The following is a 25,608-nucleotide window of genomic DNA, read 5'->3' as shown; positions in this document are numbered from 1 at the left end:
GGAGTGGGTTCGTCACCATTCCTTTTTTTTATTTATTTATGATATACTATTTTTCGGAAAGGAGTTTTTCTTATGAATGGAAAAACCTGGCAACAATCCTATTGCCAGCTACGCGATAAAATCATTGAAAGCAATTATGATCACTTAAATCAAGCACAACAAAAAGCCGTTTTACATACGGAGGGACCTTGTCTTGTATTGGCCGGAGCGGGATCTGGTAAAACAACCATGCTTGTTAACCGGATCGGTCATATGATACGGTTTGGTTCCATTTATAGACAGAATCATGTGCCCGAAAGGATGGCTGAAACAGAATACAAGCAACTCAGGGAATGGTATGATCTAAAGGCTGATGTAAAAACACCGATGCCACTGAACTTATCCAGACTTCTTGAGTATCAATCGGTAGATCCGTCGCAGATTCTGGCAATTACCTTTACCAATAAAGCGGCCCGTGAAATGAAAGAACGGGTAGAACAGTTGTTAAAAGGAACTTGCCAGCGAATGTGGATTAGCACCTTTCATGCGGCTTGTGCAAGAATATTAAGAAGTGATATTCATCGGCTGGGCTATGGGAGTAATTTTGTGATCTATGATGCTCAGGATCAGCAAGTTCTATTAAAAGAATGCATTAAGCAACTAAATCTGAGCGATAAAAAATATAGCCCAAGAGCTGTAAGCGGCTGGATTGGGAAAATGAAGGACAGCATGGTAAGTGTTTTGGAAAGTAAAAAACAGAATGAAAAAGACTTTTATAACAAGCAACTAGCGAACATATATGAGTTATATGAAAAAAAACTATTTCAAAATAATGCCTTGGATTTTGATGATCTAATCCTTAAAACCTTACAGCTTTTTCGCCAACATCCTGAAGTACTGCGTTACTATCAGGAAAAGTTCCGCTATGTGTTGGTCGATGAGTTTCAAGACACGAATAAACCTCAATACCTATGGGTGAAAGCCTTGGCAGAAAAACACCAAAATCTTTGCGTAGTTGGAGACGATGATCAAAGCATTTATGGATGGCGAGGTGCGGATATTGAAAACATCCTTGGTTTTGAAAAAGACTTCAGCGAAACGGTGACCATAAAACTGGAACAAAACTATCGATCTACAGAAACCATTCTAAATGCAGCAAATCAAGTGGTTTCAAATAATCGACATCGAAAAGCAAAGAAGCTTTTTACAGAAGGCTTAGAGGGTGAAAAAATAGCTTATTGTCAATGCAGGAATGAATATGCAGAAGCGGATTTTATGGTTCAATCTATGCAAGAGCTTCATGAAAAAGGGAGAAACTACAGCGATTTTGCGGTTCTTTATCGAACCCACGCCCAATCCCGTGTACTGGAAGAAGCTATGATGAAAGCAGGAATCCCTTACCGGATTTATGGAGGAACTCGGTTTTATGACCGGAAAGAAATAAAAGACATTCTGGCTTACTTAAAAGTTATTGAAAATCCGAAAGACGAGCTGAGTTTAAAGAGAATTATTAATACACCTCGTCGTGGAATTGGCGATAAAACCGTAGAAACCTTAGAAGGCTTCGCTGTGGATCAAGAAAAAAACATATGGGAAATGCTGACAGAAACAGATCAATGGAAGCATCGGATCAGCAGCCGTGCCGCTAATTCATTGACTAAGTTTGTTCACATGCTGGATAAATGGATAAAAGAGAAAAGCGCCTATCAAGTAACGGAATTGGTGGAAGAGGTATATTCAGTAACAGGTTACCTTGAACTGCTTAAAGAAGAAGGAAGCATTGAGTCTCAGGGAAGAGTCGAAAACCTGATGGAATTTCTTTCTCTGACCCGTGAGTTTGATCAGACGGCAGAAGAAGAAAAACTGGAAGATTTTTTGGCTGGTACATCCTTGGAAGCAGCGGTGGATTCTTTGGGAGAAGAAGGAAGCGGCGTTTTGCTGATGACCCTTCACAGCGCAAAAGGCCTTGAATTTCCAGTAGTCTTTATGCCGGGCATGGAAGAAAATGTTTTTCCTTCCAGCATGTCCTTAAAAGAAGGAAACGAAGAGGAAGAAAGGCGCCTTTGCTATGTTGGGATTACTAGAGCGAAGGAGAAATTGATACTGAGTAATGCTATATCACGGACGCTCTATGGATTTACCGGCTATAATGAACCCTCTAGGTTTATAGAGGAAATACCTTCGGATTGTGTTCAAAATGCGGGAGGAAATCAGGAATCCGATCAGCAGCAGCAAGACGCTTTTCGTAAAAAACTACAGCGTCAACGATGGCAACGAAAAGAAATGAGGCCAATGGAAACCGATACAGCACCAAAGCACGTCGGTGAAAACAAAACCCTGCAAGCAGGGCAAAAAGTGAATCATCCTGCTTTTGGAAGCGGTACCGTTGTTTCAAGAGTGAATGAATTAGTCACCATCGCTTTTCCGGGCGGAGGACTAAAAAAGATTAACTTGGATTATGTGAAGTTAACGATAGAAGAATAAAAGAACGAGGTGAAGTGCATTGCATCAGAGCAAAGCCATAGAAGATATACATCAGATGGTTAAACAGCTCAATCGTTATCGATATCATTACTATGCTCTTGATCAGTCCTTAGTCAGTGATGAGGAATATGATCGATTATATGAGAAATTAGAAAAAATGGAAAACGAAAATCACTACTACTTACCAGATTCTCCGACACAGCGTATTGGTGACGAACCACTTGAATCATTTCAGCCCCATCAACATATACAAGCTTTATGGAGCTTGGATAAGGTTAAAACGCCACAGGAGCTTCGAAACTGGGAACAACGAATACAAAAAAACCTTCCTCAGGAAAAAGAAAAGATTTCCTATGTGCTGGAATACAAATATGATGGCTTAACCATCAACTTAACCTATCAGGATGGTTACCTGGTTCAAGCAGCCACAAGAGGAAACGGGCAGGTTGGTGAAGCTATTTTACCTCAGGTGAAAACCATTCAAGCGGTTCCGCTATCAATTCCTTACAAAGGAACCTTAGAAGTGCAAGGAGAAGGATTAATGAGGCTATCCACCTTTGAAGCCTACAATAAACGAGCCACAGAACCGTTGAAAAATCCAAGAAACGGTGCGGCAGGAGCGCTTCGGAATTTAGATCCTAAAGTTACGGCTACCAGAAAGCTGGATATTCTCTGTTATCAGACTGGTTATTGCGAGGGAGAGGTATTCAATACGCATAAAGAGATGTTGGACTTTCTGCAAGAAAACTTTTTTCCGGTTAGCCGAGAAGTGTACCATGTGGATTCGATGGAAGAAGCAATACATCAAATAGAAAAGATGGAGAAAAAGATACCTTCTCTTGATTATATGGTAGATGGAGTCGTTATTAAAGTAAACCAGATGGATCTGAGAGAAGAATTGGGATATACCCAGAAATTTCCTCGCTGGGCTGTAGCCTATAAATTTGAAGCCCAGGAAGTGACTACGGTTCTGGAAGAAGTGGTCTGGCAGGTAGGGCGAACAGGGAAACTGACACCGGCCGCCATTTTAAGCCCTGTTGAAATTGGCGGTGTTACGGTAAAGCGAGCAACCCTTAATAACTGGGGAGATATTTGCCGAAAAAAACTAAAGTTAGGGGTTTTGGTATGGCTTAGGCGGTCTAATGATGTTATCCCTGAAATTATGGGTCGGGTAGAGGATGAGACCCCGGGGAAAGAGATCGAAAAACCAATTGCTTGTCCGGCCTGTCACACAGAGCTGGTAGAAAAAGGGGCACATATTTTTTGTCCCAACAGTTTACAATGTAAACCTCAGCTGGTTTATAAACTCACACATTTCAGCAGCAGAAATGCAATGGATATTGATGGGTTTAGCGAGAAAACAGCTGCACAGCTTTATGAAGCATTAGGGCTGGTCAGTATTCATCAGCTGTATGAATTGAAAGAGGAAGACTTACTAACCTTGGAAGGATTTAAGGAAAAAAAAGCAAAAAACTTGATAGAGGCTATCGAAAAAAGCAAGCAAAGGACCCTTGATCGCTTTCTTTATGCCTTAGGCATACCGAATGTAGGACGAAGAACGGCCAGTGATCTGGCGCAATATTTTGGAAGTATTGATGCTTTGAAAAAAGTAACGGTGGAAAGACTAATGGAATTGCCGGACATTGGGAATACCGTAGCCGAAAGCATTGTTACTTTTTTTCAAGACCAGCAAATCGCGGAAGCCATCGATGCTTTGATAGCGGCTGGGGTCCATGTAAAGCCCTTGGAAGAGCCTGAATCTATCAGTCACTCATTCTTTGCCGGAAAAAATGTTGTTGTGACAGGAAAACTTTCGACCCTTTCTCGTAAAAGCGTTAAAGATAAGCTGGAAAATATGGGTGCTAAAGTAACCGATAGCGTGAGCAACAAAACCGATATTCTTATTTATGGAGAGGATGCCGGCAGTAAATTATCCAAAGCACAGAAGTTGAAAGAATCAGGAAAAAATCCAAACCTTCATCTGATGGATGAAGAGGCTTTTAATCGTGAGTTGGGAGGGGAAACACATGGCTAATGCAAATATAGGATTACAGGTAATTCCATCTGTATCGGAGGAATATGTTTATGGAGTAGTAGATCAAGTAATTCAGCTTATTCAAGATTCTGGGGTTAAGTATGAAGTAGGCCCGTTGGAAACCACCATGGAAGGGGATCTAGATGAATTGATGGATATTGTAAAAGAAGCACAAAAAGTATGTATTCAGTCTGGAGCAGGTAGCGTAATATCAATGGTGAAAATTCAATACCGTCCGGAAGGCGTGAGCATGGATGAAAAAGTGGAGAAGCATCGGTGATTCTTTTTTATCAGCAGGGGTAGGGGTTGCTTTTGTAATGATTTGGGAAATTATTAGCCGGTTTCAGTGGATACCCCCCTACTTGCTGCCAGCACCCAGTCGTATTATCATGGCAATCATCCAAAATGCTCCATTGCTTTGGCAACATGCAAGAGTAACACTGTTACAGGCACTGATCGGTTTTATGGTAGCCATTTTGCTTGGATTTTTATTGGCAGTAATATTGGATTTTATGCCCTTACTTAGAAAAACGCTATATCCTTACCTGGTGACTTCTCAAACAGTACCTATTATTGTATTAGCCCCTTTATTTGCTATGTGGTTCGGCTTTGGAATGCTTCCAAAAGTACTGATTGTCGTTTTGGTATGTTTTTTTCCGATAACCATCAGTTTAATGGAAGGGTTGGCAGGCGTAGATCGGGAGTTGATGGATCTAATGCAGGCAATGGATGCAACCCCATGGCAACAATATCGGTGGGTAAAACTTCCAACCGCAATGCCATCCTTGTTTTCGGGACTCAAAATTTCTGGCACTTACAGCATTATGGGGGCGGTAATAGGTGAATGGATTGGTGGTCGTATGGGGTTGGGCGTGTACATGCTTCGAGTTCGGCAATCCTTTGCTACGGATCAGGTTTTTGCGGTGATTACAGTTATTGTGCTGCTTAGCATTATGGTGCTTAAAATCATACAAATCATTGAAAAAAAGATGATGCCATGGCAACATCATACCAGAAAGCATGAAGAGGTTCTTGATCAGTAAAATATTTTCAGGCTGGGAGGCGGCTTCACTTGGATAGAATTTTAGAAGTCAGTCATATTCAAAAAACCTTTACGGAATTGCACACCTTAGAAGATATCTCCTTGCATCTAAATCGCAAAGAATTTGTAACAATTTTAGGCCCTAGTGGTTGTGGCAAAAGTACTCTTTTTAGTATTATTGCGGGAATTCTCAGACCAGATGGGGGAGAGGTGTTGATTGATCATCAGCCATATACTGGAGTGACAGGACGGGTAAGTTTTATGCATCAGAAAGATTTACTACTTCCATGGAAATCTATTTTGGACAATGTTTGCTTGCCACTATTCTTAAAAGATTATTCCCGGAGACAAGCTTATGCAAAAGCAATGCCTTACTTTTCTTTATTTGGCCTTGAAGGATTTGAAAAATATTATCCAGGACAGTTATCCGGTGGCATGAGACAACGAGCAGCACTTTTAAGAACACTTTTGTTTACAAAAGACATTATGTTATTAGATGAACCCTTTGGAGGGCTGGATGCGTTAACCAGGCAGAAAATGCAGCAATGGTTAATGGGCGTAATGGAAGAGATAGAATCCTCAGTGCTATTAATCACTCACGATGTGGATGAAGCATTGTTGCTATCAGACCGGATATACGTGCTTACGAACCGACCGGCCCGAATAAGAGCTGAATTTCGAGTGGACCTAAAACGACCGAGGAAGATAAACTCTTTTACAGAACCAGCCTATATTCAATTAAAGGAAGAGGTATTAGCCTGCCTGATTCATTAAACTACGGAGGAAAAAAGGATGAAATGGAAAACAAGGATCATTTATCTGCTAATGGGCATTTTTCTTACAGTGGTAGCCTGGGTTACAGCCCTAGAATATGTTTCTTATGATGTGGAACATTATATGACGGAATTTGAGAAACAAGACTGGGTGCCACAGGCAGGGATGGATCGTGAAAACTTAAAACACACAGCAGAAGAAATTATTTTGTATCTTCAGGGAGAAAAAGAAGACTTTCAGACCATGGCGGTTAAAGGTGGGATCTATCAGCCACTTTTTGATGAGCGGGAACGATTGCACATGATAGACGTGTTAGAACTTTATGATTCAGCCAGATTATTACGAAATATTTCGATAATAGGGTTGCTGTTGTTACTGGCATGGGTGGTTTATCAAGATAATAAATGGAAAAATCGTGTTTTGCGTACTTTGTTTTTTACAGGACTAGCAAACGTGGATATGATGATCCTGTTAGGACTTTTAATATGGCTTGATTTCACCAAGTATTTTACCTACTTTCACCTGTTATTATTTGACAATGATTTATGGATTCTTAATCCTCAGCATCATGTGTTGATTCAACTACTACCAGAATCATTTTTTATCAATACAGCCATTAAAATAGGTCTTTACGCTATGGGGAGTTTGTTTGCGCTTGGAATCATCGCATGGCAACTAGAAAAAATGTTGTTCCGCTATCAAGCTATACGAAACGAACATTCTTAGGAGAGGAAGTAAGTGATGAAAATAGGAAAGGTTCCGACAGATTTTTTAAGGGAAAAAATTATCGGCAATGTAAAAAACATTCGAAAAGAAGTATTGGTCGGCGCTGGAATTGGAGAAGATTGTGCAGTAGTAGATTTGGAAAATCAGCTATGTGTGATCAGTACAGATCCTATCACCGGAGCTGTTACAGATATAGGAAGCTTAGCGATTCATATCGCCTGTAATGATATTGCTTCCAACGGTGCTGAACCCATAGGTGTGATGTTAACGGTGTTAGCTCCCTCGAAGACAACGGAAATAGAACTGGAGAAAATGATGCAAGATGCTGTAAAAACAGCGGAAAGCCTGTCAGTTCAAATAATGGGTGGACACACTGAAATTACCGATACGGTTAATCAGACGATCATTAGCACCGTTGCCATAGGAAGACAACACCGGGAAAAGTTAATCAAAACAGGAGGCGCCAAAGCAGGAGATATTGTGGTGATGACTAAATATGCAGGACTAGAAGGAACAGCGATACTAGCGCATGATAAAGAAGAAGAACTTTCTTGTTACCTGAATAAAAACCTTCTTGACGAAGCAAAAGAACTAAAACATCAAATAAGCGTTGTTCCGGAAGGACTATTGGCTGGAGAGCTAGGAGTAAGTGCGATGCATGATGCAACAGAAGGTGGTGTCATGGGAGCGCTTTGGGAGTTAGCGGAAGCTTCACAACTTGGGCTTGAAGTAGAGCAGAGTAACATTCCGGTTTTGGAGTCAACGAAAGCTATTTGTCATTATTTTGAGATTGATGCATACCGTCTGATTTCCAGTGGCGTGATGATAATGACCATACATCCAGAGAAATTAAACAATTTAATTGAAACTTTGAGAACACAAAAAATCCACACTACCGTTATTGGTAAGATGATAGAAAAAGAAAGAAGAATTCTGGTTGAAGGAAAAACGCTAACCTTAAAAGAACCGGAAGCAGACGAATTGTATCGGGTACTTTAATATCCACGTTACATTGTGATTACATTCCCTTTTGTCCCATTGACATAAGCGGATTCAGAGTGATATATAATAAGAATATGGAGTCGAAAGAATAGAAATAATTATATGCCGGGAGGCGTTCGCATGAAAAGAAAACGAAAGGTAGGGTTAGGGTTATTAGCGCTATTGATATTTTTTGTATCGATGCCTGCCTTTGCCGACGTACCAACAATAAGAGCTGAAGTAGATGAAAAAATGGTTGACATTCCTGTTGTTCAAATGACCATGGACGGAGAAGCAATAGCGTCCGATGTACCACCGGTCTTATTGCAACATCAGGAACAATACAGAACATTGGTACCCGTGGCGGTTATCGCTGAAAAAACTGGTGCCACTGTAAGTTGGGATGGAGAAAAAAGACAGGTAAGAATAGAAACAGAAGAAAAAGAGATCAACCTGACAATTGATAGCGCCAATGTCGAAGTAAATGGAGAGAAAAAAATACTTCCCAGTCAGGTTCCGGCAAAAATTGTTACGTATCAGGAACGGGGAAGAACGATGGTTCCTGTTGCTTTTGTAGGTCAGGAACTGGGCTTAGACGTTGGTTGGGATGAAGAAAATAGAAGGGTTGTTATTACCTCGCCTGAAAAAGAAGAAACAGAAGAAACAGAAGAAACATCGGAGCCGGAAGACACATCAGAAGTAGAAGAATCCACCTTAAGGCCGGATGAAGAAGAGAAAACTTATGAAGAAAGTCTTTTGGAAGAAGCACCAATAGGGGATGAAGTGCTATTAAAAGATATTAGCATAAAAATAGTTGAGGGAATGCCGGAGATACGTTTAAAAACAGGAGAAGAAGTTACTTTTAATACAGCCCAGTTGATGAACCCTCAGCGGCTGGTCTTTGATCTGAATCATACCCGCCTGAGCATGGATGGATCGGATGCAGTGCAAGAAGATAAAACGGTAAAAGTGACAGCGCCAAGCAATGCTTATATTAGTGGGGTGCGTTCATCTCAGTTTGAAAGAACACCCTGGGTAACCCGACTGGTATTAGACATGAAAAATGAGATTGGTCATGATGTTCGATACGATGAAGATACAGGCGAAATGGTGATACGCCTAATTCATTATGTGGAAGATGTCAGATTTGAACGGTATAATGCAAAAGAAGTAGTAGTGATTGCCGGAAGTAACGCCCATCAATATAATCTGATGAAGCTGGATAGTCCTCATCGGTTGGTCATTGACACAATGGATTCCGTACTTAACCCGGGTCATCATTTTCCGGACTTTAATGTTGGGGGAAGGGTAGCTGATCGGGTAAGAGTTTCTGAATTCACGCCAGACCATCATTATGATCCGGACGATAAAATTGTTCGTACGGTGATTGACCTAAACAAAGTACCCGATATGGATGATCTTTATTTTGATAAACAGAACGGCCGCTTAGTGGTTCATTTAGAAGGAAAACCGGATGAAGGCTATCGCTATGTAGAAACTGGCTGGACTTCAGCTCACCTAACCTTTTTTGGAGATAAAGCAGTAGACTACGAATTGGAAGTAGATGAATCAGCAGGCATTGTAAAACTGATAATGCCCAAGGATAATATGGATATACCTTTTGAATTACTGGATGTAGATGATCCGTTGATTGAATATATTCAAATCACAGAAAATACGGATGGCGATAAATTGATTGCCAATGTGCACGTAAAACCAGGTGTAGAAATAAGAAGTCCTGGGATAAAAAGCACAAGGAATTTATCCTTGGAGTTTACGAACCGTGACCTTCGCTATCGAGAAAGACTCATCGTTATTGATCCTGGTCATGGAGGTAAAGATCCCGGAGCGACATCGCCCACCTTAGGTATGACAGAAAAAGAAGTTGTTTTGGAAGTAGCGCTGGAAGCAGAAAAACTCCTACAGGAAGCCGGCTTTAGAACCTATATGATACGAAGGGACGATACGTTTGTATCTTTACAAGATCGGGCATCTATTTCTAATCAGATGAATGCACATCTCTTTGTCAGTGTACATGCTAATGCAGCACCAAGATCAGATATAAAGGGTGTGGAAACCCTTTACTATCCAAGTGAAAACAGCCCTACAGATTTTCGGGATAACCTACGCTTGGCAGAAATATTTCAGGAAGAAATGGTGCGAACCCTTAATGCATCAAGCCATCGAATTAATGCGAGAGACCGCCTTTACGTTCTTAGAGAAACCAATATGCCAGCCATTATTACAGAGATTGGCTTTCTCACAAATCCTGAAGAAGAAAAGTTATTGGCGACCACTCAATATAGAAAAAGAGCGGCAGAAGGCATCAGAAATGCTGTAATTCGGTATGTGGAAGAAACAGGAACACACCTCTCTGAAATAAGATAACAAATAAACACAAAGACCACAAACGATAGACTACCGTTTGTGGTCTGATATTTTGGCAATCGAAGAAGGAGGGCTACGATGGAACTAGTATTAGGGTATTTATTAATCTTTACAGCAAAAACAGCGGATATGAGTATGGCTACAGTAAGAACTATTATGTCAATGAGAGGGAGAAGACTGGAAGCTTTTTTAATTGGTTTTATTGAAGTGATTATTTGGATTGTTGCCATTGGAAGAGTGCTGGACAACCTGGATGATCCCTTTAACGTAATTGCCTATGCATTGGGATTTGCATCTGGTGGATATGTTGGTATAATATTGGAAGAACGAATGGCCTTAGGAGATTTAATTGTCCAGGTAATTACGTATAAAAAGGCGATGAACCTTGTGGATAGCATCCGGGAAGCAGGATTTGGTGTTACTGTAGTAGAAGGAAATGGACGTTACGGGATTAACCATTTGTTAAATGTGACCATACAACGAAAAAACCTGGCAAAACTTCATCGTATTTTGGATCAGCACGATGCTACCGCATTTGTCACTGTAACAGATGCCCGCGCCATTAAAGGCGGTTATTTTACAAAAATGAAAAGATAATAAAGAGTTGAAGGGAGACCATTATGAGAATTGACGGAAGAAAAACAGATCAGCTACGACCAATTACCTTTGAAAGAAACTATACAAAATATGCATCCGGCTCTGTTTTGGTAACAATGGGGAATACGAAAGTAATATGCACCGCCTTTATGGAAGAGAAAGTTCCACCATTTTTGAAAGGAAGCGGAAAAGGATGGATTACCGCCGAATACTCCATGCTTCCAAGTGCAACACATACACGAAAAATCAGAGAATCTAGCAAAGGAAAAGTAGAAGGACGAACGCAGGAAATACAACGATTAATTGGACGAGCGCTTCGCTCTGTAGTGGATCTGAAAACAATTGGAGAGCGGACCATATGGATTGATTGTGATGTGATACAAGCAGACGGTGGGACAAGAACCGCATCCATTACAGGAGCCTTTGTTGCTTTGATGGAAACCTTAATAAAAATGAGAGAAAACAAACAGATTAAAGAAATACCAATCAATCATTACCTGGCAGCTGTCAGCGTAGGAATCGTGAAAGAGAAAGCTTTACTAGACCTCTGTTATGAAGAAGATTCCACAGCAGCCGTGGATATGAATCTGGTGATGACGGAAGCAGAAGAACTGGTAGAAATTCAAGGTTCAGGAGAAGAGGCTACCTTTAGCCTAGATCAAATGTATCAGATGATCGATCTTGGTAAAAAAGGAATTGAACAGCTAATCCAGGAGCAAAAACGTATTATTACGGAGATTTATTCCGAGAAAATAAAAGCATAGGAGGCACCCATGGAACAAGAAAAAGCAAAGGCGGTTATTGCAACAGGCAATCCACATAAATTATTGGAAATAAAAAAAATGTTGGAAGATTTTCCTATCGAAGTGGTATCCATGAAAGAAGTTGGTTTAGAAAATATGGAGATTGAAGAAACAGGGGCTAGCTTTGAAGAAAATGCTCTAATCAAAGCCATGGTCGTTTGCGAAGAAACAAATACCATTGCTTTAGCCGATGATTCAGGCTTGGAAGTAGATGCCTTAGATGGAAGACCGGGGATTCATTCAGCCCGGTATGCAGGCGAAGGCGCAACAGACCGTACCAATAAGGAAAAACTGTTAAATGAGTTACAGGGAGTACCTATTGAAAAAAGAAGTGGCCGATTTGTATGCGCCATAGCCGTTGCTTTTCCTAATGAAGAGGTATTAGTAACAAGAGGAGAGGTAGAAGGCTATATCGATTTTGAAGAAACAGGAGAAAATGGATTTGGCTATGATCCGATGTTTTATGTGCCGGAATATCAAAAAACCTTTGGGCAACTAGAACCTGAAATAAAAAACCGGATTAGTCATCGTTCAAAGGCATTAGAAAATCTAAAAAAAATGTTAACAGAGCATTTCAAGGAGTAACTTATGAAGATAGGTATATTAGGAGATACTCACGGGGATATTGGACAGCTAAAGAAAGCATTGGATGCATTGAAAGATTGTGAAAAGATTTTGCATACAGGCGATTATTATCATGATATCAGTAGTGTAGCCCCATCAGTAAAACAAAATATAATGGCCGTTGCTGGTAATTGTGACAGAGAGCTGGACTTGCCAACAGAAAAAATAATAAAACTTCACCAACACACCATATTGCTTTGTCATGGGCATCGATACGGTGTTAAGACAAACCTGCAGCGCCTTTATTATAAAGCTTTGGAATCAGCATGTACGATCGCTGTATTTGGTCACACTCATGTGCCTACTTTAGTTCAGGAAAGTGGGATTTATTTAGTGAATCCAGGTAGTGCCACAGAACCAAGAATAAACGATCAACCTACCTGTCTGCGCTTAGACCTTAATAATCCATTATCGAGCGAGTTTATTACAATTTCTGCTTGACAAAAGTGTAATAAGATGGTAAATTATAAGACGTGGCAAAACAAAAACAGATCTTGCGGGTGTAGTTCAGTGGTAGAACTTCAGCCTTCCAAGCTGATCGCGAGGGTTCGATTCCCTTCACCCGCTCCAATGAATCTGTGCCCATAGCTCAGCTGGACAGAGCAACGGCCTTCTAAGCCGTGGGTCCGGGGTTCGAATCCCTGTGGGCACGCCATAGGGTCGAGCTAATAAGCTTGGGCAAACTTAACATGGTGGGTGTAGTCAAGTGGTTAAGACACAGGATTGTGGCTCCTGCATTCGTGGGTTCGAATCCCATCATCCACCCCATCTTTGGGATATAGCCAAGTCGGTAAGGCAACGGACTTTGACTCCGTCATTCGCAGGTTCGAGTCCTGCTATCCCAGCCATCATTGTGGTGTATTATTGCCACAATCAGCGGAAGTGGCTCAGTGGTAGAGCATCGCCTTGCCAAGGCGAGGGTCGCGAGTTCGAATCTCGTCTTCCGCTCCATTTTTTATGCGGCATTAGCTCAATTGGATAGAGTACCTGACTTCGAATCAGTAGGTTGAAGGTTCGAGTCCTTCATGCCGCGCCAGCTATTGTAAAAGACCATTCTCAGAAATGATGAATGGTCTTTTTGTGCGTTTAAAGACAAAAAGATGAAAAAGATGGGGTCAGGCTTGAATAATTTACTTACGGATGATGAATGATCGGTTTATAGAAGATCATTGATTGAGGTGATTTTAACGGCAAGAGAACGAAGGATCCACTACTCTGAAGCAAACTACCATAGAATAACTAAAACAAAGGATGAAAAAAAGGAAACACACATGCAATGAGAAGAAAACCATACAATCTAAGCAGTGAATAAAATAGGTGCACGATCAAAATCCGGTGATTCATCTAAAAACAAAGAAAATTAAGCAAGTAAATTATTCAAGCCTGACCCCGATGTCTTACCGATGTCTTAAATATTTCCACTAATGAGGTAACTGTACTGAAGGAAGAGGGGTCTAAAATATTAACTGAGCTGGTAGAAAAGACGGACACTAATAATAAATCAGTAGAAAAAGTACATCAAACGATTGTAAAGACTAACGAAAGTACAGAGAAAATTGAGAATGCCAGTCAGATGATTAAAAGTATTGCAGAACAAACGGCAACGATTCAAGAAATAGCAAATGCCAGTGAAAGACTAGCAGAAATTGCTAATGAAATGAAAAAGAATGTTGAAAAATTTCAATATTAAAAAGAAATATACTTCTAAAGAGAGACAATTGCTGTCTCTCTCTTTTTTGTACAGATCCGATGCTCAAAGATTCCAGAGGTTATGAAGTTTTGCTTCGCTTAAAAATACAAAACATTCTAAAATATCAATTGTTCAAAACTGCTGAGCGTGGTAGAATAGTCCTAAGAGTTATGCCTAGGAAAGAAGGACGGGATCTGCGATGGAAAAAACACTGAAACAATTTCAATATATCGGGTGGGCATTGGTGATCATTGTGTCTTTAGGCTTTATGATCCAGTTTTATTCTGCGGGAGAAATACTGAAGGAAATGACAGAAGAAAATCTGCAGTTAGTCAGTCAAAATACGGCTAAAGCCATCGAAGGATGGTTGGACGTAAAAGGGGAAGTGGTAGAAAGTTCAACGGCTTACCTTCGACTAGCGGAAGAGGAAGAACATATACTGGAGTTGCTGAAACAGCAAATGAAAAGGCAAGAAGCCTTTTTTTCTCTTTACTTTGGGACACCGGAAAATCAGATGATCAATGCCAGCGGATGGATTCCTCCGGAAGGCTTTGATCTTCGGACCCGTTCCTGGTATCAAGAAGCGGTTGAACAGGAAGGTCGGATACAAACCAATGTATTTCTCAACGCTTCAGAAGATCACTATATTATGACAATTGCCAAGCCGGTTTATGGTCGTGATGGAGAATTAAAAGGAGTTGTCGCCGGAGATATTACTATTGAGGAAATGATTGCCTATATTCATCAGCAGCGCATTTCTGACCATGGATATGCCTTCCTGTTGGATGGTGATGGTACTATTTTGGCTCATTCGGAAAATCAGAGGGATCAGCAGCCGACACTTCAGCATATCCAGCATGTAAGTCCCGCGTTATATGAGCAGATGAGTCAGGATTTGGAGGGGCTTTACCAGGTAGAGATAGACAGGGAAAAAGGCATAGCTGTTTCCAAAAATGTGACAGGTACAAACTGGAAGGTAGTTGGATTTATACCGGAAAGAGAGTATAAAGAGAATGAAACTCAATTGATGATAATCCTGGCAGTTGTCGTGCTTTTCACCGTAATGGCGGTACTCTTTCTTATGAGTCGGCAGCGTAAAACCGTTCTTTTGCCTCTGCTACAACTGGATAATGACATTAAAAGAATTGATATGGAAAGCAATCTTACTTATCGGTTACCGGTGGTGAGGGATGCATTTTATGGAACCCGTACACTGTTGAATCTGGTCCTTGATCAGGCAGAGGTATGGTTTTTAAGGCTGAAAGAAAATGAAAAAAAGGTGACGGCCTCCAATAAAGAATTATCAATAGCTAATCAGCAACTGATAGAAGCAAAAGAAGATGCAGAGGTGGCAAATCGGACAAAAACCCAGTTTCTCGCCAACATGAGTCATGAACTTCGCACACCGTTAAATAGCCTTATGGGATTTTTGCAAATTCTGCAAAATACCCAGGCTACAGAAGAACAACAACAATATGTGAATTATGCCCTTCAATCCTCCAAGTCGCTTACTACCATTGTGGAAGAAATACTAAACTACACTGGTCTGGAAAAAGGCACACAAAAAACAATAGAAGAACCCTTTGATCTTGATGAACTTTTGCAGGAAGTCAAAGAGTTGCACCAGAATACCGGCCATCAGAAGGGGCTGGTAGTTAGTGTGAAAAGAAAGGAGTCTCTTCCAAAAAAGCTAGTAGGGGATAGGTTTAAGTTAAAACAAATCCTGGGCAATCTGATGGGGAATGCTGTGAAGTTTGCTAATCGAGGAATGGTTCAGATTATTGCTCAAAAAGATACGATTACTCAAAAAGATGCTGATGATACAGGGTTAGGGCGCGTAGGGGTTCAATTTCAGGTAAAAGACACAGGAATTGGCATTCCCCCAGAAAAACTGGAATATATCTTTCAATTTTTCAGCCAGGTAGACGAGTCGGATAACAGGGAGTTTGGTGGCTTAGGTTTGGGACTTGCTTCAGCCAAAGAACAGGCAAAAATGATAAATGGAATGCTGACGGTTGAAAGTACTCCGGGAAAAGGAAGTGAGTTTCGTCTTCTATGTGAAATGGGTGTGGTAGAGGAGACAGATCAGGATATACAAGGAACTGATTCGAGAGAGTATGATCATGCTGAAAAAGATCTTAGTAAAGCGCATATACTAGTGGTAGACGACGATTACGTAGGACGAGTTATGTTACAGATGGTTTTACAACGAATGGGATGCAGCGTATCCATGGCTGCTAATGGAAAAGAAGCATTGGAGAAAGTGAATAGCCAGGATTATCACCTAATTCTCATGGATTGTCAGATGCCGGTGATGAATGGGTATGAAGCGACACGTCAGATTCGGGAAAAGGAAAAAGGAACAGGACAGCACATACCAATTGTGGCTGTGACGGCGAAAGTAATGCCGGAAGATCGGCAGGAATGCATGGAAGCTGGCATGGATTATTTTCTTGGCAAACCAATTTCAAAAGAGCAGTTGGAGAAAACAGTGAGAAGCCTTACTATCGATGATGAAACAGAAATTTTGCTGTAAAGCCAATCTTTTTTCGTGTATAATAATGATAAAATTGAAAATTGATAAAGGATGTGACAGAGGATGAAGGTAATCATCGATCGATTGGAAGGAGAATATGCTGTAGTAGAGTTAGACAACGGAGATTTTGCTAATGTTCCAAGGAATGTTCTTCCTAATTTGGTGGATGAAGGGGATGTTATCACCATTGAGATTGATGAGGAAGCAACAGATCAACGCAGAAAGCGATTAGAAGGATTGATGGAGGGTTTGTAGAGAAATTTAATAGACTCAGGGGTGATCTGTTTGAAGAAAAAACAGCAAGAAAAACAAAGTTTTCGGAATTGCAAAAAGAATATCCTAGCACTTATAACGATTCTTTTATTAGTATTCGTCAGTATGAAAACAGCAGGAGCAGCATCTGGAAGTATACAGAGCGAAAGAATGGAAGTAATGGGAAAAACGGTTAATGTGGTAACGATTGATGCGAATAATCCGAATGTCCGATTTGATGTTGCAAAAGGAAAAGATCAACGGGTTGGTTGGGAATCTTTTCAAAGCATCCTTGACAGAAACCAACCGATAGCAGCCATCAATGGAAATTATTTTGATGCTTACGCCGATGATGAATCAGCAATTGTTCCTTGGGGTTACATCATTAAAGATGGAGAGATGATTAACAGTGGTGCGACCATTAACCGGGGATCCTTTGCCGTAACCTTTGATGGGGAAATTATCATTGATCGTGGCGAAGCTTTTTCAAAGGAAAACATTGAAACCATGATAGAAGCCGGTCCACTCTTGATGAAAGATGGAATCATTGTCTATGACCCGGACAGCGGTCAGTTTACTCAGGATAGAATAAACCGGAATCCGGCACAACGATCCGCTATAGGTTTTCGTCCGAATGGTCAGGTTGTAATGGTTACAGGTTCAGGTATAAGGATGACGGAGTTAGCGGAAGTAATGAAATCCCTAGGCTGTTATGCAGCAACTAATCTGGATGGTGGTGCTTCTTCGGCGCTGTATGCTAATGGTAAGATGCTGACATCGCCAGGAAGAAAGCTCAATACAGTGTTGACTGTTTATGATGATAGCGATGCTATTGGTAGTAGCGGTGCAGCTTCATATGCTGATCAAATTCAAGTGATGGTTAATAATAAACCCCTTGATATGGAAGTAGCACCGGTTGTCATCAACGGAAGAACCTTGGTGCCTTTAAGAGCAATCTTCGAAGAATTACAGGTAGAACTGGAATGGAATTCAGAAACCAGAACAGCTTTTGCTACTACGGAAGATGCAGAAATAGGATTATCCATAGGTCAGGCGGAGGCTACGGTAAACGGGGTAAGCATACCCCTAGAAGCACCTGGAACCATTATAGAGGGACGAACAATGGTGTCGGTACGGTTTATTGCCGAGAGCCTTGGTGCAGAAGTAGACTGGATCGCTGAAACCAGAACCGTTGTTATTGAGATGAGTCATGAATAACTTAATAAAATAGTGAATGGAGGAGATGGATGATGAAAAAAAGAATAGGGATAGCGCTTCTAATAGTGCTACTAGTAAGCGTATCAGCTTACGCAACTGGCGGAGATTTTGTTATTATGACGGAAGAAGGACCGATTCGTTTTACGGAGGAATCAGGATATCCATTTATTGATCATCAGAGTCGGACGATGATCCCGCTTCGATCTGTGTCTTCAGGCCTGGGTCATGAAATTCAATGGGATGGAGAAAACAGAACGGCACTGATTGATAATGGTGCGATCAAAATTGTCGTCGGAGAAAGAACAGTCCAGACACCAACAGGGACCATTACAATGGATACAACGGCAGATATTATTAATGGCAGAATTTATGTGCCACTTCGTTTTGTAGGAGAAGCCTTAGGCTATGTCGTTGCTTATGAAGGACCGAATCAATCAAACGATGGAAAGCATAGGATTGGCATCGCTGAAAAATCAGAAACAGATGTTGAGGAAATACCTCAGCCGAGAGAAATATCCTTTGAAGTTCATGGAGAGTACAAAGGGTTTCAACTTCCTGCTCATCGAGATCTCGAAGCTGAGGAGTACACTCCTACGCTATACGCAGAGGACATAGAATTTGCGGATAAAGGCATCCAGATCACCTATTTTGGATACGCTCCAAACCCTCAGGAAGTGTTTGTTGTGTATACAAAAAGTTCAGCAACGGATGCGACGCTTATAAGAGCAGGAGAGGTATTAGCCAGCAGGTTTGGCTGGGAAAAAGTGGAACCGGCGCTAGACTATTATCGACAAAGAGGTAGCTGGGTAGAAGGTAATTTTATGTTGACGTTTTTCCCTACCAATGAGGAAAATTATTATATTGAAACACACCAGAATGAAGGGTTTAGCTTTAGAGTATATACAAAAGAGGCTGTGGAAGAAATGGTAGCAGCTGGTGTGGGGAAGTATGCAGAGTAGTAATTCCATCGAGAAACTACCACTGTTTTAAGACGAAAGACAAGAAAAGATAGGATAGTAAACAAAACGTTATTCCTGATAATGAATCAATTGGGAATGACGTTTTTTTATGTAAATAAAAATAATTTGGGTATGAATATTGAAAAATATGAAAAATATAAGGGAAGGTAATAATTCTAGAATCAAAAACAGTGAAAGGGATAAAAGAAATTAAAGGGGTGGTTAGGAAATGGTAAAAATCCAAACATACTGTCAGGAAGCACATATATGGGATTTATTAAAAATTGTTCAAATTAACAGAGGTTCCGGCTATAAATGTGTAAAGGAACTGGAGGATACTTTAAATCGTTCCGTTGTTTTTGTTGCTACATATGAAGGAGAAATCGCTGGATTTGTTGCTTTTAGGATGTGTCCCCTGGAAGAAGCTGTTTTGGTAGAAGGAGCCGTTAAACATTTTGAAAAGCGGCTCACCTTTGCTGTTGGAGGTCATCTGGTAGGAAGCATTAACCTGTTGGTAGTAGATCAAGGCTTTCAGAAAAAAGGCATTGGCCGAAAGCTGATGGAAAAAGTACTGGAAGAACTAAAGGGTAAGGTGAGTGCTGTCTTTTTACAAGCTTGGAATAACCCTAATAATCCGGCCGTTGAACCACTAATGCATTCTCAAGGATTTAAGACCTGGAAAGTCTACGAAGGATTTTACCGAAAACATAAAGTTGGTATTGCGGCTCAATGTCCTGCATGTCCTGGAGTTTGCCAATGCAGCATGACGATTTATTATCGTTGGTTAAACGATTAGAAAAAAGAATCTGTTAGCCCAAAAAACAGGTTAGGCTTGCGTTAAGGAAGGATGGGATGGAATGAGCAAGGGGAACTATTCAGATAAAGATTGGCTAATAAATTTGCCAGAAGCATACGCCTATCATCAGATTATTGTTGATCAGCAAGGAAAGCCTGTTGATTATGTCTTTTTACAGGTAAATCCTGCTTTTGAGGAAATGACTGGTTTGAGGAGGGAGGATATCCTTGGTAGGCGAGTAAGAGAGGTGATGCCAAGTATTGTTACTGGCTCCTTTAACTGGATTGATGCTTTTGGTGATGTAGCACAGACGGGAAAGAAGCAGTATTTCAAGCAGTATTCGCAACCCTTGGGCAGGTGGTATAGCGTTACGGCCTATAGCGATGAGCCCGGATACTTTTCTGTTCTTTTCCATGATATTACCATTCAGCAAAAGGAAAAAGAAAACCTACAAACGATTCTGGAGTCTACTAATCGATTTCTGGAAGAAGAAGGAACCATTGATCATCAACAATTGGTGGAAGACATGAAGGTGATTACAGGAGCATCCTATGTAGCTTTTCATTTGTTTGATGAAAATGGTAAAGAGTTTACAACCATGGCCATTGCTGGAATTTCAAAAAATGTAACGAAAGCGTCTCAAATATTAGGTTTTAATCTGATTGGCAGAAAATGGGCTTACGATCCTGTCCGTCAGAAGAAAATTAGCAAAAGTACGATCACCTCTTTTCAAAATCTAAAAGAACTTTCGGGAGAAATGATTCCTGAAGCTATTTTGGGGCTTTTGGAAAAAAAATTTCAGATTGGGCAAGTAACTGTCATTAACATAAAGAAAAAAGAAAAGTTAATCGGTGATTTTACGGTACTGATGGCAGCGGATAAATCTTTTATGAACCAAGAGATGGCATTGTTTTACGCTAATCAGACAGGGCTTTTTTTAGATAGGGAAAAGGCTATGAACCAATTGAGGAATCAACAGGATCTATTTATGGCTGGTCCTGTTTTTACGATTACCTGGAGTCCGGAAAACATGGATCGGGTGATGTGAGTATCACCCAATGTGCTGGAAATTCTAGGGTATACAGCGGAAGAAATGACCTCAGATACATTTGAGTATGCGTCTATTGTACATCCGAAAGATTATGAAGAAGCTAAGAAGGAAGTGGTTAAACACACAGAAAAGGGAAGTAATTCCTATCAGCAAATCTATCGGTTGAAAACAAAGGGTGGTGCTTACCGCTGGTTTTATGATCAGACTCAGTGCATTGTGAATCAAAATGGTGAAGTAGTTGAAAGACGTGGCTATTTAATGGATCAAACACCACTAAAAGAAGCGGAAGAGCAGGCATCCCAAAAACAAAAAGAACTGGACCGATATTTTGAGAGTAGTTTAGACCTTTTATGTATTGCAAATGTAAAGGGAGAATTTGTTCGCCTTAACCCGGAATGGGGGAAAGTGCTGGGTTATCCGAAAGAGAAACTGGAAGGAAAATTATTTCTAGACTTTGTTCATCCTGATGATATGGAGAAAACCTTAGAAGCGATTCAAGACCTTTCGAATCAGCGAGAGGTGGTTAAATTTGAAAACAGATATCGTTCGGCGGATGGCTCTTACCGATGGATTGAATGGAGAAGTCGGCCGGAAGGTGAATTAATATATGCCGTTGCCCGTGATATAACCGATAGGATTGATTATCAGGAAAAACTTAAAGACTATCAATCTCGACTGTCGCAGGCCCAACTATTTACCAAAGCAGGAATATGGGAATACAACATTCAAAAATCAACTTTAGAATGGTCGCCGGAATGCGAAGCGTTATTTGGACTGGAAAAAGGAACTTTTGAAGGCACCTTTGAAGCATTTATGGGATTTGTTCATCCAGAGGACAGGGACTATGTCACACGGATGAATCGGCCGGTTATAGAACTTAAAGAAGGGACATCCTTAAGATATGAGCATCGTATCATAAAAACAACAGGAGAAATTCTCTGGGTTCAGGAAACGGCTGGAGTGATCCGGGACTCAGAAGGCGAACCAAATAAAATAACAGGTTTTGTCATAGATATAACAGAAAATAAAGAAAAAGAAAAAACGTTAAGAGAAAGAGAAAAACAGCTGGAAATGTTCTTCAATCAATCTTTTCATGGTTTTTTCTTTTGCATGCTTGATGAGCCGATAGAATGGAATGAAACGATTGAAAAAGATAAAGTCTTGGAGTATGCATTAGATCATCAAAGAATGACGAAGGTTAATAAGGCCGTACTGGATCAATATGGAGCTAAGGAAGAAGATTTTCTTGGTATTACGGTTAGGGAATTGTTTCAACATGACCTGCATCATGCTAGAGAAATATGGCATGGTCTTTTTGACAAAGGGCGCTGGCATGTTGAAACAAAGGAGCAAAAAATGAATGGAACACCGATTATTATTGATGGCGAATACACCTGTCTCTACGATGAAAAAGGGCGCATTACCGGTCACTTTGGCGTACAGATGGATGTGATGGAACAAAAGAAAGCTCAACAACAGTTAGAGGAAAATGAAAAAAGGCTGGAGCTAAAAAATCAGGAACTAAAGAAGGCTAGTCAGGATGCACAGGCAGCTACAAAGGCAAAGAGTCAGTTTTTAGCCAATATGAGCCACGAAATCAGGACTCCAATGAATGGGATTCTAGGATTCTTGCAACTTCTGGAAGAAACAGAAACGGATCAACAACAGAGCAAATATATCGATTATATTAAAACTTCCAGTGAAACCTTATTAATCTTGATAAATGATATTTTAGATGTGAGCAAAATTGAGTCGGGTAAAATGGAATTAGAGTCTATTTCGTTTGATCTTCGTTCGACAATTGAAGATGCTATTATTCCTCAAAGCCATCGTGCTCATAGCAAAAATATAGAACTTCATCTGTATATTCATCCTTACTTACCCGGACAGGTAAAGGGTGACCCGACAAGAATACGACAAATTATTAGCAATCTAGTTAGCAATGCTGTGAAATTCACCGCTACTGGTAGCGTGACAGTAGAATGCCGGCTTTTAGAGAAAAAAAAGAAAAATGCTAGGGTGGTGATTGTGATCACCGATACTGGAATAGGCATATCAGAACAAGCACAGCAAACACTTTTTAATAGCTTTACCCAGGCGGATCCTTCCAATACCCGAGAGTACGGTGGTAGTGGGTTGGGACTTACGATTACCAGAGATTTAGTTCAACTGATGAAGGGTGATATTACAGTGAAAAGCTCTCTGGGAGAAGGGAGTACCTTTACGGTTACACTGCCTCTAGAAATAGATAGTACGTCAGTGCCTAACCTTGTAGATCATCAGCTATTAAAGGGGAAGCATATCGTCGTTGTGGATGATACGACCAGTAATCGGGAAATGTTTCGTAACTACCTGGAAGAAGCCGGTTGTTTGGTAACAGAGGCGAGCAGGGGAAGTGAAACGATTGAAATCCTTTTGAAACTTTCCGGGCAGAACCAAAATGTTCATGGCGTTTTGATAGATCAACAAATGCCCGGTATGGGTGGAGATGACTTAGCCATAGCACTTAAGGCGATTCCAGATACGAAAGAGATACCGCTGTGTTTAATTACGTCTGTCGTCACAGCAAATAATGCTCAACTGGCAAAAGAAAAAGGGTTTCAAGCTTATTTGACAAAACCTCTGAGAAGAAGAGATTTACTTGATGCCGTTGCTTCTATGCTATTTCAAGAGAAGGAAGAAAGGCAACAGGAACAGAACCTGATCACTCGGCATAGTATTAGGGAGGCACGTGATCATGAAAAATCAAGCGTTCTAGTGGTAGAAGATCAGGCTGTTAACCGCGCCTTAGCTGTTCAATTATTGAGTAATAGAGGCATGCGTTGTGAAGTAGCCGTAAATGGCAAAGAAGCGGTAGAAGCTTGTCGTAGCAATCATTATGACTTAGTATTAATGGATGTACAAATGCCGGTAATGGATGGATTGGAAGCTACTCGACAGATTCGGAAATTAGATATTATCCAGCAACCACGAATTGCAGCAATGACAGCCCATGCTATGAAGGAAGATGAAGAAAAATGCTTAGCGGCTGGTATGGATGCCTATTTATCAAAACCAATAGACTTTGATGAGGTAAATGCTCTTTTGCAGGAAAATATGGCTTTGACGCAGGTGAAAAAGGAAACAGGTAAAGAAGTGAAGCCTGATAATCTTGGACAGCAAGTATTGGAAAAGATAATGAAGGATACTGGTTTTGATAAGGATTTTGTATCGTCTCTTTTGAAAGAAGGCATTCAAGGGTGTTTGGAGAGCGCAAAAACAGTTTTGCTAGCAATGGAAAAAGATGATTTTGATGAAGTGAAAGCTCAATTGCACAGCATCAAAGGAGTGGCTGCAAATCTTAGATTGCATTCAGTCGCTCTATGGGCAGAAGAAGGAGAGAAACAGGTAGAAAAAAAGGAAAAAGAAGCCATTTCTCAATCAGTAACGAAAATTCAAAATTGCCTATGGGAGATCGCTGACAAGAAGGATGAAGAGATTGGTGAAAAAAATTAATGAAGTGGTGAAATAAGGTTAAGAGGAAGGAGCGTGCATGGGTGAAAAAATTAATCGATACTACGGGAGAGGCAAAGGCTTTATGTGAGATGATTCATCAGTTTAACGATGATCCGGAGGTTCGGTCGATAATGATTCTCTGCTGTGACGAAAACGGGATAACAGCAGAAAGTGTGGAAAAAACACTGAAGCAGTGTCATAAATCTCTGTGGGGAGGCATTTTTCCTAAAATATTGGAAGGCAGTCAGGTGATGGAAAAAGGATCGATTTTGATTGGTTTTTCTCAGGAATCAGAAGTGGTGACGATTACTGGTCTTAGCAATCCGGAAGAGGAATATGAATCAATAATGGAGCCTTTGTATAATCCTTCTTTAGAAGAAAAAACCATGTTTGTTTATGTTGACGGACTGAGCACACGAATTGCTGATTTGAAAGATGCTTTATTTGACAGCATTGGTCTGGAACCCAACTATATCGGTGGTGGGGCCGGGTCCCTGTCTTTTGAAAGGAAACCATGTATTTTCACAAAAGAAGGTTTGTTAGCAGATGTAGCTATTATTGCTTCAGTGGATATTAGGAGTGGGGTAGGAGTGGCTCATGGGTGGAAACCAGTGACGGATATGATTAGGGTAACACAGGCAGAACAAAACAGAATCATGAGCTTGAACTGGAGGCCTGCTTTTGAGGTTTATCGTGAAATTGTTGAACAGCAATCTGGCAAAAAATTTGTTGATACAGCGTTTTTTGAGTTGGCTAAAGCATATCCACTGGGGATTCAGAAAGTTGCCGGAGAAATGATTGTAAGAGATCCAATAAAAACATTAGAAGATGGTTCCATTATCTGTGTAGGAGAAGTGCCGGTAAACACCTTTATTTCGGTTCTCACAGGAGATACCGAGTCTCTCTTGGAAGGAGCATCTGAGGCCAGGCTCCGCGCGGAAGAATCTTATCAAAACTATTTAAGGGAAGTGGAAAAGAAAAAATACGCAACGGTTTTTATTGATTGTATTTCGAGAGTATTATTCTTAGAAAATGATTTTAAGAAGGAATTGGAATGTGTTCAAACCCAAGGACTCATGATAGGAGCATTAACCTTAGGGGAAATTGCTAACACAGGAAAAACCTACTTGGAATTTTATAACAAGACTTCTGTGGTAGGGCTAATGGAGGATTAATAC

20 protein-coding genes and 6 tRNA genes are annotated in these 25,608 nt (G+C 40.6%); all 26 read left to right on the top strand.

What is annotated here, in order from left to right:
- The first annotated feature begins 72 nt into the window (after positions 1–72).
- The 26 genes from BLV55_RS03960 to BLV55_RS03835 all read left to right on the top strand — a co-directional run bounded on the left by BLV55_RS03960 (position 73) and on the right by BLV55_RS03835 (position 25,605).
- Positions 73–2,463, top strand: a complete 2,391-nt coding sequence (locus BLV55_RS03960; RefSeq protein WP_093311371.1) for an ATP-dependent helicase — start codon at positions 73–75, stop codon at positions 2,461–2,463.
- Positions 2,464–2,482: 19 nt separating this feature from the next.
- Positions 2,483–4,498: an NAD-dependent DNA ligase LigA gene (gene ligA, locus BLV55_RS03955; RefSeq protein ID WP_093311369.1), complete on the top strand. Its 2,016-nt coding sequence runs from the start codon at positions 2,483–2,485 to the stop codon at positions 4,496–4,498.
- Positions 4,491–4,778 (top strand): thiamine-binding protein, encoded by a 288-nt coding sequence (locus BLV55_RS03950; RefSeq protein ID WP_093311367.1) that lies wholly within the window; start codon positions 4,491–4,493, stop codon positions 4,776–4,778. The genes ligA and BLV55_RS03950 overlap by 8 nt, the downstream gene beginning before the upstream one ends.
- Complete coding sequence (locus BLV55_RS03945; protein WP_093311366.1) at positions 4,753–5,541, top strand: ABC transporter permease; 789 nt, start codon at positions 4,753–4,755, stop codon at positions 5,539–5,541. Before BLV55_RS03950 ends, BLV55_RS03945 begins: the two co-directional genes overlap by 26 nt.
- Before the next feature lie 29 nt (positions 5,542–5,570).
- Positions 5,571–6,314 (top strand): ABC transporter ATP-binding protein, encoded by a 744-nt coding sequence (locus BLV55_RS03940; RefSeq protein WP_242870022.1) that lies wholly within the window; start codon positions 5,571–5,573, stop codon positions 6,312–6,314.
- Positions 6,315–6,332: 18 nt separating this feature from the next.
- Positions 6,333–7,040, top strand: coding sequence for a TIGR01906 family membrane protein (locus tag BLV55_RS03935; protein WP_093311363.1), 708 nt, complete (start codon positions 6,333–6,335; stop codon positions 7,038–7,040).
- A 15-nt stretch (positions 7,041–7,055) separates the two neighbouring features.
- Positions 7,056–8,039, top strand: coding sequence for an AIR synthase family protein (locus BLV55_RS03930; RefSeq protein WP_093311361.1), 984 nt, complete (start codon positions 7,056–7,058; stop codon positions 8,037–8,039).
- 123 nt (positions 8,040–8,162) lie between these two features.
- A complete protein-coding gene (locus BLV55_RS03925) occupies positions 8,163–10,409 on the top strand; it encodes an N-acetylmuramoyl-L-alanine amidase (protein WP_176968246.1) in 2,247 nt (748 codons plus the stop codon).
- 78 nt (positions 10,410–10,487) lie between these two features.
- Positions 10,488–11,006, top strand: coding sequence for a DUF2179 domain-containing protein (locus tag BLV55_RS03920; protein WP_093311358.1), 519 nt, complete (start codon positions 10,488–10,490; stop codon positions 11,004–11,006).
- Between the two features lie 23 nt (positions 11,007–11,029).
- Positions 11,030–11,770, top strand: coding sequence for a ribonuclease PH (rph, locus tag BLV55_RS03915; RefSeq protein ID WP_093311356.1), 741 nt, complete (start codon positions 11,030–11,032; stop codon positions 11,768–11,770).
- A 9-nt stretch (positions 11,771–11,779) separates the two neighbouring features.
- Entirely contained in the window at positions 11,780–12,394 is a 615-nt protein-coding gene (locus BLV55_RS03910) for an XTP/dITP diphosphatase (protein ID WP_093311353.1), read from the top strand.
- A 3-nt stretch (positions 12,395–12,397) separates the two neighbouring features.
- Positions 12,398–12,874, top strand: a complete 477-nt coding sequence (locus BLV55_RS03905; protein WP_093311351.1) for a metallophosphoesterase family protein — start codon at positions 12,398–12,400, stop codon at positions 12,872–12,874.
- Between the two features lie 55 nt (positions 12,875–12,929).
- Positions 12,930–13,003 (top strand) — tRNA-Gly (locus BLV55_RS03900).
- Positions 13,004–13,011: 8 nt separating this feature from the next.
- Positions 13,012–13,088: transfer RNA gene (locus BLV55_RS03895), tRNA-Arg, on the top strand.
- A gap of 37 nt (positions 13,089–13,125) precedes the next feature.
- Positions 13,126–13,201 (top strand) — tRNA-His (locus BLV55_RS03890).
- A gap of 4 nt (positions 13,202–13,205) precedes the next feature.
- A tRNA-Gln gene (locus BLV55_RS03885) sits at positions 13,206–13,281 on the top strand.
- A gap of 28 nt (positions 13,282–13,309) precedes the next feature.
- Positions 13,310–13,384: transfer RNA gene (locus BLV55_RS03880), tRNA-Gly, on the top strand.
- Between the two features lie 8 nt (positions 13,385–13,392).
- Positions 13,393–13,469: transfer RNA gene (locus BLV55_RS03875), tRNA-Arg, on the top strand.
- An 853-nt stretch (positions 13,470–14,322) separates the two neighbouring features.
- On the top strand, positions 14,323–16,659 hold the full coding sequence (locus BLV55_RS03870) for a cache domain-containing protein (protein WP_093311350.1): 2,337 nt from the start codon (positions 14,323–14,325) through the stop codon (positions 16,657–16,659).
- Positions 16,660–16,722: 63 nt separating this feature from the next.
- Entirely contained in the window at positions 16,723–16,914 is a 192-nt protein-coding gene (locus BLV55_RS03865; RefSeq protein WP_093311346.1) for a DUF3006 domain-containing protein, read from the top strand.
- Positions 16,915–16,944: 30 nt separating this feature from the next.
- Positions 16,945–18,129: a stalk domain-containing protein gene (locus tag BLV55_RS03860; protein ID WP_093311344.1), complete on the top strand. Its 1,185-nt coding sequence runs from the start codon at positions 16,945–16,947 to the stop codon at positions 18,127–18,129.
- Positions 18,130–18,161: 32 nt separating this feature from the next.
- Positions 18,162–19,088 carry a copper amine oxidase N-terminal domain-containing protein gene (locus BLV55_RS03855; protein WP_207646015.1) on the top strand — a complete coding sequence of 309 codons (927 nt, stop codon included), beginning with the start codon at positions 18,162–18,164 and terminating at the stop codon, positions 19,086–19,088.
- Positions 19,089–19,317: 229 nt separating this feature from the next.
- Positions 19,318–19,884, top strand: coding sequence for a GNAT family N-acetyltransferase (locus tag BLV55_RS03850; RefSeq protein WP_093311339.1), 567 nt, complete (start codon positions 19,318–19,320; stop codon positions 19,882–19,884).
- Between the two features lie 61 nt (positions 19,885–19,945).
- Positions 19,946–20,932: a PAS domain S-box protein gene (locus BLV55_RS03845; RefSeq protein ID WP_093311337.1), complete on the top strand. Its 987-nt coding sequence runs from the start codon at positions 19,946–19,948 to the stop codon at positions 20,930–20,932.
- A gap of 12 nt (positions 20,933–20,944) precedes the next feature.
- A complete protein-coding gene (locus tag BLV55_RS03840) occupies positions 20,945–24,430 on the top strand; it encodes a PAS domain-containing protein (protein WP_093311335.1) in 3,486 nt (1,161 codons plus the stop codon).
- Between the two features lie 41 nt (positions 24,431–24,471).
- Entirely contained in the window at positions 24,472–25,605 is a 1,134-nt protein-coding gene (locus BLV55_RS03835; protein WP_093311332.1) for an FIST signal transduction protein, read from the top strand.
- Positions 25,606–25,608: the final 3 nt, after the last annotated feature.

Source organism: Tindallia californiensis (genome assembly GCF_900107405.1).
GTDB classification, from domain to species: domain Bacteria; phylum Bacillota; class Clostridia; order Peptostreptococcales; family Tindalliaceae; genus Tindallia; species Tindallia californiensis.
Note: the sequence above shows the minus strand (reverse complement) of the source record. Positions and strands in the feature narration are given on the sequence as shown.

Coding starts and splice junctions, on each gene's coding strand:
- BLV55_RS03960 (WP_093311371.1), top strand. CDS start 73: ATGAATGGAAAAACCTGGCAACAATCCTATTGCCAGCTACGCGATAAA.
- BLV55_RS03950 (WP_093311367.1), top strand. CDS start 4,491: ATGGCTAATGCAAATATAGGATTACAGGTAATTCCATCTGTATCGGAG.
- BLV55_RS03945 (WP_093311366.1), top strand. CDS start 4,753: ATGAAAAAGTGGAGAAGCATCGGTGATTCTTTTTTATCAGCAGGGGTA.
- BLV55_RS03935 (WP_093311363.1), top strand. CDS start 6,333: ATGAAATGGAAAACAAGGATCATTTATCTGCTAATGGGCATTTTTCTT.
- BLV55_RS03930 (WP_093311361.1), top strand. CDS start 7,056: ATGAAAATAGGAAAGGTTCCGACAGATTTTTTAAGGGAAAAAATTATC.
- BLV55_RS03925 (WP_176968246.1), top strand. CDS start 8,163: ATGAAAAGAAAACGAAAGGTAGGGTTAGGGTTATTAGCGCTATTGATA.
- BLV55_RS03920 (WP_093311358.1), top strand. CDS start 10,488: ATGGAACTAGTATTAGGGTATTTATTAATCTTTACAGCAAAAACAGCG.
- rph (WP_093311356.1), top strand. CDS start 11,030: ATGAGAATTGACGGAAGAAAAACAGATCAGCTACGACCAATTACCTTT.
- BLV55_RS03910 (WP_093311353.1), top strand. CDS start 11,780: ATGGAACAAGAAAAAGCAAAGGCGGTTATTGCAACAGGCAATCCACAT.
- BLV55_RS03905 (WP_093311351.1), top strand. CDS start 12,398: ATGAAGATAGGTATATTAGGAGATACTCACGGGGATATTGGACAGCTA.
- BLV55_RS03870 (WP_093311350.1), top strand. CDS start 14,323: ATGGAAAAAACACTGAAACAATTTCAATATATCGGGTGGGCATTGGTG.
- BLV55_RS03865 (WP_093311346.1), top strand. CDS start 16,723: ATGAAGGTAATCATCGATCGATTGGAAGGAGAATATGCTGTAGTAGAG.
- BLV55_RS03855 (WP_207646015.1), top strand. CDS start 18,162: ATGAAAAAAAGAATAGGGATAGCGCTTCTAATAGTGCTACTAGTAAGC.
- BLV55_RS03850 (WP_093311339.1), top strand. CDS start 19,318: ATGGTAAAAATCCAAACATACTGTCAGGAAGCACATATATGGGATTTA.
- BLV55_RS03845 (WP_093311337.1), top strand. CDS start 19,946: ATGAGCAAGGGGAACTATTCAGATAAAGATTGGCTAATAAATTTGCCA.